Annotated in this window: 15 protein-coding genes and 2 tRNA genes; 3 read left to right on the top strand and 14 right to left on the bottom strand. The window is 32.0% G+C overall.

The features are described from left to right. Positions 1-13 precede the first annotated feature (13 nt). Complete coding sequence (locus tag VGE71_RS03695; RefSeq protein ID WP_331137092.1) at positions 14-1,159, bottom strand: GNAT family N-acetyltransferase; 1,146 nt, start codon at positions 1,157-1,159, stop codon at positions 14-16. 117 nt (positions 1,160-1,276) lie between these two features. After that, complete coding sequence (locus tag VGE71_RS03690) at positions 1,277-1,765, bottom strand: DUF1761 domain-containing protein (protein ID WP_331137091.1); 489 nt, start codon at positions 1,763-1,765, stop codon at positions 1,277-1,279. 490 nt (positions 1,766-2,255) lie between these two features. On the opposite strand from VGE71_RS03690, the gene VGE71_RS03685 reads away from it, so the two are divergent. Then, complete coding sequence (locus VGE71_RS03685; protein ID WP_331137090.1) at positions 2,256-2,561, top strand: hypothetical protein; 306 nt, start codon at positions 2,256-2,258, stop codon at positions 2,559-2,561. A 109-nt stretch (positions 2,562-2,670) separates the two neighbouring features. Here VGE71_RS03685 and VGE71_RS03680 read toward each other — a convergent pair. The 10 genes from VGE71_RS03680 to VGE71_RS03635 form a co-directional block, all read right to left on the bottom strand. Next, positions 2,671-2,742 (bottom strand) — tRNA-Glu (locus VGE71_RS03680). 391 nt (positions 2,743-3,133) lie between these two features. Then, positions 3,134-3,967 carry a T9SS sorting signal type C domain-containing protein gene (locus VGE71_RS03675; protein WP_331137089.1) on the bottom strand — a complete coding sequence of 278 codons (834 nt, stop codon included), beginning with the start codon at positions 3,965-3,967 and terminating at the stop codon, positions 3,134-3,136. Positions 3,968-4,943: 976 nt separating this feature from the next. After that, positions 4,944-5,366: a GNAT family N-acetyltransferase gene (locus tag VGE71_RS03670; RefSeq protein ID WP_331137088.1), complete on the bottom strand. Its 423-nt coding sequence runs from the start codon at positions 5,364-5,366 to the stop codon at positions 4,944-4,946. Positions 5,367-5,537: 171 nt separating this feature from the next. Continuing rightward, positions 5,538-5,945 (bottom strand): XRE family transcriptional regulator, encoded by a 408-nt coding sequence (locus VGE71_RS03665; RefSeq protein ID WP_331137087.1) that lies wholly within the window; start codon positions 5,943-5,945, stop codon positions 5,538-5,540. A 379-nt stretch (positions 5,946-6,324) separates the two neighbouring features. Continuing rightward, positions 6,325-6,885, bottom strand: a complete 561-nt coding sequence (locus tag VGE71_RS03660) for a hypothetical protein (RefSeq protein ID WP_331137086.1) — start codon at positions 6,883-6,885, stop codon at positions 6,325-6,327. A gap of 526 nt (positions 6,886-7,411) precedes the next feature. Continuing rightward, positions 7,412-9,016: an arylsulfatase gene (locus VGE71_RS03655; RefSeq protein ID WP_331137085.1), complete on the bottom strand. Its 1,605-nt coding sequence runs from the start codon at positions 9,014-9,016 to the stop codon at positions 7,412-7,414. Between the two features lie 185 nt (positions 9,017-9,201). Beyond that, positions 9,202-9,274, bottom strand: a tRNA-Met gene (locus tag VGE71_RS03650). 91 nt (positions 9,275-9,365) lie between these two features. After that, the gene (locus tag VGE71_RS03645; RefSeq protein ID WP_331137084.1) at positions 9,366-9,890 is read right to left on the bottom strand and encodes a DUF4269 domain-containing protein; all 525 of its coding nucleotides are present in this window, start codon (positions 9,888-9,890) and stop codon (positions 9,366-9,368) included. 1 nt (position 9,891) lies between these two features. After that, positions 9,892-11,418 carry a glycosyltransferase family 39 protein gene (locus VGE71_RS03640; protein WP_331137083.1) on the bottom strand — a complete coding sequence of 509 codons (1,527 nt, stop codon included), beginning with the start codon at positions 11,416-11,418 and terminating at the stop codon, positions 9,892-9,894. 137 nt (positions 11,419-11,555) lie between these two features. Next, on the bottom strand, positions 11,556-12,104 hold the full coding sequence (locus VGE71_RS03635) for a DUF4494 domain-containing protein (protein ID WP_331137082.1): 549 nt from the start codon (positions 12,102-12,104) through the stop codon (positions 11,556-11,558). A gap of 409 nt (positions 12,105-12,513) precedes the next feature. Between VGE71_RS03635 and VGE71_RS03630 the strand changes: the two genes are divergently transcribed. Continuing rightward, positions 12,514-12,759: a hypothetical protein gene (locus tag VGE71_RS03630; RefSeq protein ID WP_331137081.1), complete on the top strand. Its 246-nt coding sequence runs from the start codon at positions 12,514-12,516 to the stop codon at positions 12,757-12,759. 27 nt (positions 12,760-12,786) lie between these two features. Here the strand turns inward: VGE71_RS03630 and VGE71_RS03625 are convergent, their stop codons facing one another. Next, positions 12,787-13,725 (bottom strand): hypothetical protein, encoded by a 939-nt coding sequence (locus VGE71_RS03625; RefSeq protein WP_331137080.1) that lies wholly within the window; start codon positions 13,723-13,725, stop codon positions 12,787-12,789. Between the two features lie 88 nt (positions 13,726-13,813). Next, positions 13,814-14,350: a helix-turn-helix domain-containing protein gene (locus VGE71_RS03620; protein ID WP_331137079.1), complete on the bottom strand. Its 537-nt coding sequence runs from the start codon at positions 14,348-14,350 to the stop codon at positions 13,814-13,816. A gap of 183 nt (positions 14,351-14,533) precedes the next feature. Here VGE71_RS03620 and VGE71_RS03615 point away from each other — a divergent pair, with 183 nt between their 5' ends. Beyond that, a complete protein-coding gene (locus VGE71_RS03615; RefSeq protein ID WP_331137078.1) occupies positions 14,534-16,000 on the top strand; it encodes a glycoside hydrolase family 130 protein in 1,467 nt (488 codons plus the stop codon).

Raw genomic sequence — 16,000 nt, 5'->3', positions numbered from 1 at the left:
AGCGACACATTTTTTATTTAAAAGGATTGCGTTCCTGCCATTCAGTTTTGGGTTCTAGATAATTGAAAAACCTCGAAATATTATGATTGATCAAAGCGTTGCTATGCGTAATTAAACCGTACATTTTTACAGGTTTTGCACCAACAGAACTTTTAATTTCAAGCGCCGTTCTGGCAAAAACAATTTCTTGAAATCCTTTTTTGATAGAATAAGCAATCATGTCATAAAGCATGTTGAGATAAAGCATTTTCTCGCGCTGTATACTTTCGTCATAACCTAAAAAATAAGTATCCATGACGTCGCCGTTTTTGATTAAAGTATTGAATCCAATTAATTTTTCATCTAGAAAATAACCATAAAGCAAAAAGTTATCACCCATGATTTCTTTAAAAAAACTAAAGTGATTTCGAGCTAGGAAAAAAGTATTGAAAGGTGCGTTTTTGGCAACATGAAAATACAAATCATAAATTACATCTTCATATTGTTTAATATCTGAAAGAGTCATTTTTTGCTTTACAATTCCTTCCGATTTTTTACGCGCACGTTTGTACTGGTCACGATATTTTTTGGATAAAGCATCAATATAATCTTGTTCTGTTTTCCAGTTTTCATTGATTTCAAAAATCATATTAGGCTGTGTCGAAAACGTATAGTTGTTTTTGAATTCAGCTTGAAGCGGTTCAATTTCTTTTGCTGTGAAATCTTTTATGCTGGTAATGTGAACTTTCTTTCCGCTTTCTTTTAAATCCTTCTTTAGTTGGTTTATGGCTTTATGAAGCGTTTTAATTGCTTTAGATTCTTTGATGTTTTGATCAAAAACAAAGGCGTTTTGACCTGTCAACATATTGTTTCCAACAAACAATACATGAGAGGCGAAATTTTTTAAAGCAAAATTGCGAACAGAAGTTTTTAGGCATTTATCGCGTTCGCCAAAAGATTCCAGTTTTTCTGCAAATAAGAACTGTGTTAAAACAATTCCGATTAGTTTTTTTTCTTCAAAAAGTCCAATAAAATGGCAAGTCATATTTACAGGAGAAGAATTTTCTAGCACTTCAAGATATTCCCGTGTTAAAAAAATATTGTCAACAGCAAGCAAATTCCACTCTAAAGGCAGTAATGAAGCGCTTTTGTAAATCTGGAAAGAATAAGTTGTATTCAAGAGAGTGAGCTAATTTCGTCAAAATTAGATAATATTTATAATAACTCACTTTCTTTAAGTTATTATTAAGAAAACCCGTTTGAGTTTTAAATCCAAACGGGTTTTTGATTGTAATTTTTATGCAAATCCGCATACAATTCCGCCCATTAAAGTCAAAGTAATAAGCCAGTAACCAGTATGAATAAAAATATATTTCCAAGATTTTCTTTCGAATAAGCCATTAATTCCGATTAATGGGAATGCGAAGAACAAGCCAGACATAAATCCGTGAAGAGCTCCATGTTTAAAGGTTCTGTAAGCCATTCCGTAATCAGCCATAAAAGCAGCAAAAGAAGGTTTTGCGCTATCGATCAATGGTGGGCCTCCAACCATTCCGATTGCGCCAGATTGATGAATTGTTAGCGACATTAAAGTCATAGTGATCATCAAAGAAAAAATATACGTTAATCCGAAAATTTTGAGCATATTTCCTTTCCTTAACTCTTCTTGAGTCAAATTATTTTCTTTCATCCAGATAGTTCCGAACACTTTTGGGCTATACCAAATAAAGCCTACAACAAGTGTAACGATTGCGGCTAAAAGTAATGCGACGAAGTTAATTTTCATAATATGAGGTTTTTAGAATTAGTTGATTCAAATGTAGCTAAAAAAGTAATACCGCATTATTAATTTAAAAAGAGGGGTAAATCGTGCTAATAAAATTTTTATTAACAGTTTATCGATATTAAGTGCATGTTATCTATGAAATATATAACTTAGTACCCGAAAAATCTTGCATTACGAAATATGATGATAACTGGTTTTTTGCTCTAAACGCTGAAAAATAAATTACAATTGTTGCCCAAAAATTAATCGTGCTTATGAATGAATTTTACACTCGTTAAAAAAGTTGATTAAATATATTTAGTTAATTGCTGAAACCGTAATTCGTTACGGTTTTTTGCTTTTTAAGAAGTTAAGATTCTTGAAAAAAATAACATTTAATTTAGAAATGAATTCTTTATGTTTGTCTAAAATTTTATAACTTTAATACAAGTATTTAAAGAAGCAAAGTCTTTATAAACTGCGCTATTACTAATCTTAATAAACAGAAATTATGACACTACAATATCAAGGTGAGCAATACGGAAACAAGACCACTTTTACTATTAGAATTATTGGGAATAATTTATCAAAAAGCAGTTCAAACTATCAAATTGATCTTTTGGTAGGAGATAAAAAGCTGCCAACTTTTACAACCGAAATTCATCAAAGTCTTTCTAATTGTTTAAAAGAGGTTTATTTGTTCAGAAAACATAACGGGATTCAATTTGATGAGGCAACAGAAAAAATCGTTTCACTTTTTGTTCCTTACGACGAAGTGTTGTACAACTATAATAAATATGCTTTGTTCAGAGCATAATTTTTCTCAAAATAAGAAGAAAAAAGACCACTTTTAAAGTGGTCTTTTTTTTGCTAAATTCTTAAAACAAAAAAGCTTCAGATTTCTCTGAAGCTTTTATCTTTTTAAGTAGTCCGTGGGGGAATCGAACCCCCCTTACCAGGATGAAAACCTGGCGTCCTAACCGATAGACGAACGGACCTGCTTTGCTATTGCGGGTGCAAAAATGCAACTATTTTTGTAATACACAAAATGATTTTGAAAAAAACTTTCTTCAAATTTGGATAAAAAATCATCTTTTTAGAATAATTGGGTAATAGTTTATTAAGTTAAATAGTGTGTATTTGTTTGATTAATAATTTGTTGTTTTTAGTTTATGAGAAAAAATATCCCTTTTTTTTGAAGTGAAAAAAAAATAAAAAAAAATGAACTTTAGTAGTGTTGTTTTGTTTTTGAAAGAATATTCTTTTGGTTTTTTGTTCCTTGATTTAAAAAAATCTATTCAAAAATTCCCAGAATTACTCTGTTTTGCAAAAAAGCCAGCAGAATCAACTTGATATCCGCTGGCTTAGAATTGTTTTTAATGTGAGCAATTAGTAAAATATTTTCCTTGTTATGGTATTTCCATTGTCAAATATTGTTTTTACAAGCAAGATTTGAGCATTGGCCTGGATTCCACTGATTTCTAAATCAGAATTGTTAACCCTTTGATTGTTGTAGAGCATTTTTCCAGTTATGTCGTAAACAAAAACTTCCTTTAAAAGTGCATCGCGGGATATTAAACTGATAATTTTGTTTTTTGAAGCTACTGTAAATTGCTGTGAAATAATCCCAGATTCAGGTATTCCCAAGTTTTGATCTTCGGTATATCGCATTTCAAAACGATCGTTGAAAACTCCTATTTCGGTAGAAAAGGTGTAACCGCCATCTCTAAGATTGTGAATGCTTCCAGTCTGTTTGTCTACAAGATAAATATCCTTATTGGCTAAATCGCCATCTGCATTATCGATAGAAATAGTAAGATCTCCCGTAACTGCCGATCTATATCCTAATGGAATCATGTCTGATAGTTCAAGAGGTAAAGCGCGTCCTTGAATAACTAATTTTTTTCTGTCGTTTATGCTGTAAAAATCTGCAGGCATATAAGCGTCCAATGATATTGCATCATATTTAACGTCCCATCCGTTAGTAGCTCCTGCAATATACCCAATTAAGAGCTGTTTGAAAATACCATCTTCACTGGTTAAATTAAGCCAAACACGATGTCTGTCTTGAGCCGCATTGATAGATTTAGAAAGGCATGCTTCTTTAAAGTTGTCAAAGGAACGTCCTGAAGGAGTAGCAGCATACTGAGCTGTCGTAGGGTGTAGTAAAAGAAAAAGTTGTACTGTTGTAAACAGTGCAGATGAAAAGTAAAGTTTTTTCATAATCTGATAATCTAAAAATTAATAAATAAGTGGTCTTCAGGGGACCTTTTTTATTAAATTTCAAACATCTTCAATAGAGAACCATAAACATTACCGCTAGGCATTGAAACTTTAAAAAGAATAAAATGACGTGTGAGTAGTTTTTTTCTATATTGAAAATTTTTAAAATTTATACTGAAATACTAATTTTTCTAATGACAAAAAACAGATGTGAGCAGTCGAAGTATATATAACTTTTATGTATTACATCGGTTTTTTTGGTTGTTTGTCGATAGTATTTTACTTAAAGGTGGGAAATTATTCATAATACTAAAAATGAAGAATTTTGATTTAGAGCCAATAGTAAGCCTTGCAGGAATATATCGTCTGTTTTGTTATATTCAATTCCTGAAAGTTTTATTTTATGACTTTTTTGGCGTAAGAATTTCTTATAAAAATTAAGTAAATGTTTCTCAATTTTGTAGTAGAAGATATGAGAATTCTGTAAATCTAATTTCTAGCCTCGAAAATAGAAGAGATTTGAATCACTAAGAAAAATTAAAAACTATGAAATTTATACTACGGATAATCTTTTTTATTGGAGTTTTTATCCTGCTTTTAAGCTATTTTTTAGTTCCGTATAAAGTTAATGAAGGGGATTGTATTGTAATTGACGAAGATGTTTTGGCTTTTCTAAAAATGCTATATACAATTGCCAGTATTGTTTTTGGATGTTTACTTTTTGCATTTTTGAAAGTTCATAAAAACAAAATCTACAGCATTCTTTCTTTTATTTTGCTACTGATAAGCTTAGTTTTTTTGGTTAAAATGCTTTTTTACTTTGATAGATTTCTTGGATGATGTTTTTGTGTTTTAAAATGGAGAAAAGGAGAAAATAAAAAAGCTCCAGATTTCTCTGAAGCTTCATTTTAATAGCAGGAAAAGGATTCTAAGCTTTTCGTGTTTGTAAGCCAGTAAGATTTCGCTTAATAGTAAATTATAATTCCATATGTAATATAGGGTATTCTTTGCCTTTTTCATCAAGCGCTGATCTTTTTACTATTTTGAAACCTACATATTTGTAGAAGTCAACCGCTTGCGTATTCTGCTCATTCACATCAACTTTATTTATTTTTAAAGTGCTTATTGCAAATGTGATCAATTTTTTTCCTATTCCATTTCCACGAAAATTATTATCAATAAATAGCATTTCAATATTTTCTTTTGAAGTTCCTATAAAACCAACCAATACTCCTTCTTTCTCAAATCCAAATAAGGCAACATGTTCAAAATAGGTAGGAAGCATTTCTTTGTAGTATAAAAAATCTTCCTCTTTAAGAAAATCATGTGTGTTAAGTACGGCACTTTGCCAAATTTCCATTAATCGCGGATAATCTATCTCTGTAATTTCTCTAATCATAATTGTAAATTTAAATGTGCAAAGAGCTAAACTTGTAAAAAGATAACACTGAGCGTAAGTTAAAAAAAGCGTCGGAGTATTTCCTAGGCTGGTGCGAGTGTCTTGCTTGAGCGCAATGAAATTCATAAAAACATAAACTTAAACAAAAAAAGCTCCAGATTTCTCTGAAGCTTATTTTTCCTTTAATAACTGTTCCAGTGCTTTAATTTGCTCATCTTTCGCCTTCAAAAGTTCCAAATTTAATCGTTTTATTTCTTCCAGAGCTTCTATCCATTTTTCAACAGGATTTACATTAAAAGTTGGATGATAATTATATCCATTCGATTGATCGTTGAAGGTGTTGGAAATAATATTCACTGCCTGTTCTTCATCAAAATTCTGGAAAGCTTCAACAGGAATTCTTAAGGAATTTGAAATTTGTCTTAACAGGTTTTCCTCAATGACATCTTTTTGTTCCAGCATTGAAATTTTCTTCTGATTCCATTCTTCACCTAGATCATAAGCAAGAGCTTCTTGTTTGATGCCAAGCATTTCTCTGAAACGTTTTACGTTTCTTCCCTGATGAATTTTCTGTTCCATAAATAAATCTTGAATTTCTGAAGGCTCAAAGATAAAGCCAATTGGATTAAAAAACCTGAATTTCAAAGATAAAAAAAAATATTCCGTACAAGATTTTTTTGTCAGATATTATATCTAAATCAGGAATATTATATCCGGTTGGTGCAAAGGTATTATACAAAATAAAAAAGCTCCAGATTTCTCTGAAGCTTTTGTTTTGGTAGCGGTAAGCATTCAAATATCTAACTACTTTACTAAAGATTATTTTTGAACTTCCTGCAATTAGCGTTTTAAATTTATTCTGGACTTGTTTTAAGGCCTAACATTACAAAGTTTCTTAAATTGTTTTAATCTTTTCTAGTGAGATTTATAATGTGTTTTTTTATTTTCAAGTAAAGCATTATTTGATTGTACGAAGTAGAAAATTTTCTAAACCCAACATTAATTCGTGTACCAAGGTATCATGACTAGCAAGATGATTATTGCTGTATATAATAGTGTTTTTAATAGCATCAATAATTACAACACAATCTTGTACTTCAACTCTTATGTCATTGACTCTGTATCGAATTTTATAGTGTAATACGTAGCCTTTTATGCTTTTGTCCAAAGCCATTCTTTTTAGTTCTGGCGTAATGCGGGGATCTACGTAGTGCGAGGTACCTTTATATGCCCCTTTAGACATTCTAAGACTGCGTTCTGCAACTTCAGAATATGTAATAGAGTCTACTTCTTTCATTGAAATCACTTCCATGTCATTGGGATAGGGTGACTCTGTCTTCATAACTTTTAGTACTGAATCAAGGACTTTTAATCTTAGAGAAGCTTTGTATTCTTTACTGTCTGGACTATCGGATGAAATATTATTATGATTCCCTTTAGAAAGGCTTTTATCTTTGTTGCAAGATATTATTATAGTGCTAATTAGGATAATAGCTGAAATTATGATTGTTTTTTTCATTTTGGTTTTTGTATTATTTGATGTTAATTGAAACGTTTTTAATGATAAGATTGCTTTCTCTTACGTAGCAAAAAAAGGAGTATTTCCAATCCCTTCCCTTTTGAATGATTAATAAGCCGATGACAGTATGGAAATTTTATCATTTTAAATTGAATGTCGAAATTTATATTAAGGCTTAAAGGCTTTTGTATTCAATTTGTTGAACAAACATAGATTTTTTCAAAAGTAATGATGTCTTTAATCTTGAGAATAATGAGTTTGTAAAAGCAGTCTTATTGCTTATGAAAGCACCTTTTTGGTTTGCAAATAAAAAAGCGTTTCACAGTTTTTTGAAGTTTTCAACTGACAGGCTGTGGAAATATCTTGTATCAGCATAAATTAGAAACAAAAAAAGCTCCAGATTTCTCTGAAGCTTTTTGTTTTTAGTAGCGGGAAGCATTCAATTATCTAACCATTTAGAAAATGATTTGAATGAGATTTTATTTTCCTCTTTTTGATTTTTTTTTTTTTTTTGAAACTTTTTTAATTACTTCTTAGTTGTTTCTTTCTGGGTTGCTAAAAAATCCTGAACTAAATTTGACATATCGAAAGTTGTTCCTTTTTGAACAGGCGGATATTCTGCTAAGGTTTTCAAATGCCCCTGCACTAGTTCCATCATTGGTGCGACAACCCACGATATTCTCTGTCCCAAATGACCATATGAATCTACACTGTCATAGCTTTCAAAAGGATCACTTCGAAGATTAAAAGTGAGATATCCACTTGGATGAATTTCAGCATAATAATTTTCACGTGTACTAAAATGAATTTTCCACGGACCTTGTCTAACAGCCATCAGTCTGCTTTCATGATAATATAGAAAATCGTTTCTGTTGCTTTTTTTAGATTTTCCAAGCCAATAGTCCAAATTGTTGATACCGTCTATATATTGTTTCTTTTCTTTTTTTATATCTTCATTTACTGTTGGCACACCAGCAATATTCGAAAAAGTAGTAAACATATCCATGTGAGCCTGAATTCCGTTTAAGATTTGATTTGGCTTAATCATATTTGGCCACCTTAGCATCGATATAGCTCTAACCCCGCCTTCATAAGTTGTCATCTTTTCTCCGCGGAATGGGGTGGTAGCGCCATATGGCCATGAAGAATGTTCAGGTCCATTATCAGTAGAATACCAAACAATAGTATTTTCTTCAAGACCATTTTCTTTTAACCAGTCAAGAACTAATCCAATATCATGGTCGTGCTGCATCATTCCACCACCGTGCATGTCCTGATCATGGGTAATAGTATCCGCAGCATGACGCCATTTGTCATTTAGATGAGTGTACAGGTGCATTCTGCTGGTATTAAGCCACACAAAAAACGGTTTGTTGTCTTCTTTGGCTTTCTTCATAAATCCTTCTGCCCTCGGAATCACTTCTGCTGCGTCAAAATCTTTCATTCGTTCAATAGTCAATTGCCCAGTATCTTCAATTTTCTGTTTTCCAACCCTGCCAAATCTTGGATCAATTGTCGGATCATCTTTTGCAGTTGCATAGGAATGCAATACACCGCGAGTACCGAATTTTTTGGCAAATGTTTCAGCTCCTCCTGGATAGTTTTTGGCATAATTTTGATAATCAGGGTATTCGGACTGTTCCTGAGTATTCAAATGATATAAATTTCCGTAGAATTCATCAAAACCATGAACAGTGGGTAAATGCTCATTACGATCTCCTAAATGATTTTTACCAAATTGTCCTGTCGAATAACCGACTTTTTTTAAAACCTCTGCTAAGCTGGGAGAAGCGGCTTGTAATCCAAGTTTATCTCCTGGAATACCTACTGTTACCATTCCTGAACGAATAGGATATTGGCCTGTAATAAATGAAGCTCGTCCTGCTGTACAGGATGGCTGCGCATAATGATCTGTAAACCGAATTCCTTCATAACCAATTTTATCTATGTTAGGAGTGGTGTAGCCCATTACGCCCATTCCGTAAGCACTGACATTTTCCCAACCAATATCATCTCCCCAAATAACCAAAATATTAGGCTGTTTTTTGGTTTGAGCTTCAACATTCCAATTGCTGGTAAAAAGTATAATTGTTATTATACTTAACCATTTACAAAAGTCTAAGAATTTCATATTTCATTATTTATATAATTAAACTTGCTTTTATGGTACTCGTTATTTATAATAAATGTAATGAAAAAATAAATTGATTTTGAGTTAGTTAATGGTTTTAATGAAAGAAAATATTTATTTTTTTTGTTTGTTCGGAATTTTTAAAATAAAAAAGCTCCAGATCTCTCTGAAGCTTTTCGTCTGCGTAGCGGGAACAGGACTCGAACCTGTGACCTTCGGGTTATGAGCCCGACGAGCTGCCTACTGCTCTATCCCGCGATGTTTCGGGTGCAAAGATACACACTAAATACGGTTATGCAAATAAAAAAGGCACTTTATTTTTTATAATTTTTAAAAAGGCCTGTTTTTCTTAGATGTTAAAATCTAATAATTCTTGGTAAACATTCCCGTTTAAGCCTAGTAATAAGCCAAATGCGGGTTCAGTTTTTAGTCCTTTTTCTTTTAATTTAATGATTTCTAATCGGAAGTTTTCATCTTTAGATTGAAGGATTTTCTCTTCGATAATCATGTGTTTGTAGCCATTTTGAAGCTCCGTTGGAACATTTTGCCCAAAGATTTCGATTTCAAAAGCATCAATATGAAAGTTAGCTACTACAGAATTTTGATTCTCAATTACGATTTCTTTCATGCTGAAGTTACTTTCTTTTTCAAAAAGCACTTTAATTCTTTCGATAAAATCAGATTTGTTTTTCCAATAACAAATAATATCAAGATCGCTGTTTTCAATATCAATATTGATTGGGATTGTGCCTACCAAAATAGGATCAAAATCGGTGAGGTTTTCTAAGATTTTGTTTTTCGTCAAAATTTCAAAAACCAATTGCTGTTTTTGATTGCCTGTTTTTAAATAAGAGATATTCTTGAAATCGGTCATTCTAATCGTTGTAATTTTTTACTTTTTTGATTTCGTCTTCTAATCGTTTGTTGATATTGATTTTAGCATTTTTAAAGACAAAAAGAGTAGTTCTATATTCTCTCGCATATTTGTTGGTAATTTCGGCACCAAAAAGAGAAGTTTCAAAAAATGCTCCTGTTTTTGCAAGTTCATCACTTACATCGTTGAACTCTTTTACACGAATTAAGTTTTGATACTTCACATTTAAATTAAACCAATTCACATAATCGGCATTGAATGAAACAGCTTTAATTCCTTTTTTGGTGTAATAATTTATAGCTCCCGCCTGACCATAATTGTCGCAAAGCACTAGAGTGTTTTCTGTTTTTGGAAACAAGCCATAAATCGAATCTGTTTTTCGGGCAAGTTCTTTCCAGCCTAGCATATCGGCAAAATCCTGTGGTAATTGATGTTCTTTTCCGTCTTCCCAACGAAGCATTCCTAATTTTCGGTATTTCTCAGGATTTGAAGCGATATATTCGGGACTTTTATTTGGAAAAGCAATATTGTACATCGGAATGAAAAACAATAACGGAATCAGTATAAAAACAGGTTTTAGAAAACGTTTCCATCCGTTGTCTAAAATTTCGGATAGATAAATAGCGCCAAATCCGATGTAAATTGGATATAGTCCAATGGCATAATAAGCTTTAGCTTTAAAGTAAATAAAGATTAAAAGCGTAAAGACAAACGAAGCAAAAAAGAATTTGTATTGGTGAAAAGGTTTGTAAAATAACAAAGCAAAAAGCGCGCTTAGAATTACAAAAAAAGAACCTATAAAAAAGAGAATCTGCTCTTTTAAAAAGTCTAACCGATCGACATTTACCAATTGTGTTGCTGCCAATTCTTTCATATGGTGCACAATCGGAAACTGATTTCTATATTGCCATACGAGATTAGGAAGTATAAACAGAAATCCCATAATTAGGGCAAAATAGAGTTCTTTTTTGGTTAGTATTTTTCTTTGTTTAGAAATCAAAAGAGCAGGAACTAAACCGAGAAGTAAAAATAAAATATTGTATTTGTTGAGGAATCCAAATGCAAATACGGCTGCTCCAAAATACAGCCAGTTATTCTTTTCGGTTGTAATGTATTGTATAATAATATAATAAAATGCAGTCCAACATAAAACATCAAGAGAGTTGGGCTGATAAAGCGTATTGAGACGCAACAAACAAGAAAACAAAATTCCGAGAGCACCCAAGATTAAAGCGTAGAGATTTCCTTTCAAAAGTTCGATAGTTTTCCAAACTATCAAAAGTGTTAAAGCGCCAAACAGAGCAGGGAAGAACTTAACCCAAAAAACCGAATTTCCAAGTAATAAAATAAGACAAGAAAACCAGGAAGTTACCGGAGGAACAGATAAATATCCCCAAGCCAGATGATGCGCCTGATCGAGATGCAAATATTCGTCTCGCTGTAAATCGTATTCCGGACTTATTAAAACATACTGCAAAACAAATTTTAGAATAACAAACCCAATTAAAATTAGTGTTTTCTTGTTCATAAAGTTTTTGTTTTTAGGGTTTTGCTAGAATTTAAAAGTATAACGAATATAAAATTTATTTTTAATTGTAAGAGTTTTTTATTTTGCTATCTGAACAAAAAAAAGCTCCAGATTTCTCTGAAGCTTTTGTGAAATTTTTATTCCTCTGTTGCAGTTTCAAATTCCATGTGGTCGATAATTTCAACTTCTGGTTTGTCTGGTTTAGAAGCTTTCAGGGCGTTGAATCTTTCCAGCATTTCGGTTTCGCCTTCTTCACCACTGAAATATGGGAAAACGTCCATAATTGGTGTTTCTGAAATGGAAGGAATAGAATATTCTCCCATCGTACTTTTCATTATATGAAGTGTATTGTCATAAGCTTCGCGAACATCATTTGCCTGAACCAGCATATACATACTTGTTTTTCTTTCTTTACCACTTTCTTCATCATAAGCAATTAAAGTGATTTTAGATTTAAACCATCTGTCTGCATTTTCAAAAGGATGAATTTCAGCATAATTTGCCACTTTGATAGAAGTGATTTTAAATTCTTCACTAGTGTAAGCGGCCATTTCTTCATTCATTCTTTTTTCAGCTTCTGTATACGACAAGGCATCGACCAAATAAGGTTCAGTTAATACTTTTTGTCCTCCAGTTTCATCTGTTTTTCTATATTTTACTTTGCATTCGTACCAAACTACGCTCATCTCTTTTTAAATTTTAAGGATGCCAAAGATAAATTTTACTGGAAAATAAATAGTTAAATATTCAAATAGATATTCACAATTTAAGATCGTTTTTGGTAACGTTTTGAGGTTCTGAAAGTTGCATTTTTAATCTTAAAAACACTTTGTAATCTTTATCATTCTTTTAAGATTTTGAAAAAAGTAAAAATATTTTGTCTTTTTAAATAATTGTAAATCAATTGTTTGTATTTGTTGTTTTAGAAAAAATCAAAAAAAATATATTTGTCTCAAACCAAATGGTCAGTTTGAACGTAAGTGTGAGAAGATAGTGACCGGGAATGAGGTAAATTCAAATGATAATTAGTTTTTGGAGAACTGAATCTTACCGCATTTCTGGCTACTATTTTTTTATGAATTTTATAATGAATTAATGACTGGAAAATTAAACGTTCAAAGGTTAAAAGAAACTTTAGATTATCTGCAAAGCAAACAAAGAGAGTTAAATAGACAAGGAGAAAATGATACTCGAAGTCTAGAATCTATGATTAAATACTTAAAAAAAGACATGCTGGATCAATACAATTTGTCAGATCATCATTTGTCTATTGAAAAGGAAATTAAAGACACAGATGCTTTCATCAAAAATGTCGAAAGCATTATTGACATCAACTCTTAAAAATAATCTATAGAAAGAAAATTACTTTTATTCTAATTTGAATTTTTCGTTTTTGCAGTCCAGAATTAGTTTATGATTGAGGAAAAGTTTATTTCCAATCATTCCCTGCATTCCCGAACGTTTCATCAAGAATTTTTGCAGTTCTGAAGTGCCTTCAATATAAGTAACTTCAGAAATTTGTACTGCGCTATTGCCAAAAAGCATTTGCTTATTCGCGGAAGCGGAAAAAACATCCAACGTATTTCCCCAAGAATTTCCTTTTTCTGTTTTTATTGGACTTTTAGGGTTTTTATATTTTTTCCAGATTTCTTTTTGAGTAATCAATTCGTAGCCACTTGTTCCAGAATCATAAAGTAATTTTAGATTTTCATGGTCTAATTTTGCGGTAATTAATATTTTACGTTTTTTGAATTCAAAATTCAGAAAACCTTTTTCTTCCATTTGCTCTACAAACGAACATTTATTGTTTTTAAAATCTAAAATTGTAACACGTTTTTCCAGTAAATCGGTTCCTATAGTTCCAATTATATTTTCGGCATTTGGATTGTCAAAGTCGATTTTTTTTCCATAGTCTAGAACTTCAAAAGTGTTAGAAATGATCTTCATTTTTCCGATTGTAAAATGCGTTGAAAGTTCCATTTCTTTTGCATTCATTTTAATCTGATTTGGAAATTTTTTGGCAATCGATTCTAATGCATTTTTGTAGAAAACCGTAGTTGCCGATCCCGAATCAAACTGCATATAAAAGGTTCGGTTTGTTCCCTTAATTTTTACAGGAAAAAGAAGTGCTGAATGTGAATTTTCATCAGAAGGAATCCATCGCAGAGGAATATTTTCTGCGGTTCCAGAAACGGTCAAATAGTTTTCGGTTGGTGTAAATTTCTTTTGAAAATAAAAATATCCTCCAAGAAGAAATAAAACGATAAGGACTAAAACAACGATGGTAATTTTCTTAAATAATTTCATGTCTAAATTTTTATGCAAGATTCGGACTTCGATTCCAATTTTCGTGCAAAATCAAGACGACAGTTTTACGACATTTGTATGACTTGAATTATAAGAAGTTGTTTTTTAGTTTGATAGCTAAAATTTGTTTCTGGTTTAAACTGATTCCGTTGAGTACCACAATGACTAATTTTAAACAAAGAATTAATAATAATGGAATAAGAAAAAGTGGAAATTGGATGGAAAAAGCGTTCTGAATAAAGGGGCTCAAAATCATTAAAAACGAAAGTATCAAACTAAGAAATATTTGAATCGTTATAATCTGTTTTCCGATTTCCCTGTTTTGTAAATCTTTGGTTTTATAAGTTAAAATTAAAGGAAAAATAAAGCTTCCAAAAGGAATAATAAGTCCAGTCAAAGCAGAAAGATTAATGATTTTTGCTCTTTCAACAGGGCTGTTTTCTTTCTTGATAATAAGATTTTCAGCTGTGGTTTCTAAAGATTCGGCAATCGTTTTTAAGGTAAATCCTTTAAGACTGCTTCCAGCTTCGATTCTTTGAACGGTTCTCAAGGAAAGTCCTGATTTCTCCGCCAATTCATTTTGAGTCATGTTTTTTTCTTCTCTCAAAAATTTTACTTTGTTCATCTTTTTTGGTTGCTGGTGTGCGGACTAAATTAGAAAAAAAAGTTTTCTTCGTCGATTTTCTTTTCGAAATAAGAGAGAATTTAAAGTTTAATAAAAAATTAGGCTTTTTTCTTTAACAAAATTATTAACTTGTTGTAGAATAAATGATTCACATAAACTTAATACCCTAAAAAAAATACCACTATGCGAGTATCAGTAGTTCGAAAAAACATAAAATTTACACCAGATTCAAGAAGAGTTGTTGCCCGCTATTTTATGAATGGGAACGAAAGGACCCAGCAAATGGTGCTTCGAATTATGATGCTGGACGAAAAACAAGTTTTACAAACTTTAGAGCAAACACTGCGTGAGTTTGCTAGACGCCATAGAAATATTTCGGCAGTTTTCTTTAGACATTGCGAAAGAATAAGACCTATAATCGAAGAAATGCAGATTGATTACGAAGCCATGTCTTTAGATCGCAAAATGCTGATTGGTTCTTATTGTACAATGGAATATGCAATAGAATCGGCTGCGATTTTTAATCCGTCGATTGTGGAGGATTTTGACCAAACAGGATTAGAAGCTGGTGAAAAACGTGTCGTGATTTCTTTTAGAGCGACAGGAGAAGGACATATTTCGTCAATTGTTTTTAGAAGAGGAATTTTGGACCGCGATAATAATCTGCATATCATGAAAATTGGAAATCATATTGACAAGGCAGAAATCGAACATAAAACCCTGTTTAATAAAGAACGCTTTTTGACCAAGTTGATTGAAATGCATACAACCGATAAATATATCGCACAAATTATGCACGATCTTCCCGAAGAATTCGAGTTTACGGTTCTTAAAAATATGCTGACAACAGCTTTGAGTGATCCGTCAATTCGAGAAGAGAGAAAAACAGCTTTGCAGGAAATATTGTGGTTGGCCAATTCATTTTACGATTTACAATTCAAACACGATTCGGATATTACAGAACGTGTTATTTTCCCGATTTCGGATTCGGAAAGCCGCGGAATTGAAGATGCGCGTTTTGTGCGTTTTGTAGACGATGACGATTCAGTTCGCGTCATGGCGACTTATACTGCTTACAACGGACATACGATTTTACCAAAATTAATTTCAACTGAAGATTTTTATAGTTTTAGAGTAATGCCGCTTCATGGCGAAGGTGCTCAGAACAAAAACTTAGCTTTGTTTCCTCGAAAGATTAAAGGAAAATATGCGATGCTGGCACGAATAGATGGTGTTAATAATTACATCATGTATTCAGACCGAGCAACACAATGGAATACGCCGATTTTACTCCAAGAGCCACGTTTTACTTGGGAATTAACACAAATAGGAAATTGCGGTTCTCCGCTTTGGACAGAAGAAGGTTGGCTTGTAATTACACATGGCGTGGGTACAATGCGACGTTATTGCATTGGCGCTTCTTTATTTGATTTGGATGATCCGTCTAAAGAAATAGGAAGACTTACAGAACCTTTGTTGGCTCCGTTGGAAGATGAACGTGAAGGATATGTGCCGAATGTGGTATATTCTTGTGGTGCCATTATCCATAATAATAGCTTGATTTTGCCTTATGCTGTTTCTGATTATTCGTCAACTTATGGCGTGGTAGATATGGTGGAATTGTTGGATGCACTCAAAAAAAGTAAATAA

It is taken from the genome of Flavobacterium sp., assembly GCF_036405015.1.
Lineage (GTDB): Bacteria > Bacteroidota > Bacteroidia > Flavobacteriales > Flavobacteriaceae > Flavobacterium.
Note: the sequence above shows the minus strand (reverse complement) of the source record. Positions and strands in the feature narration are given on the sequence as shown.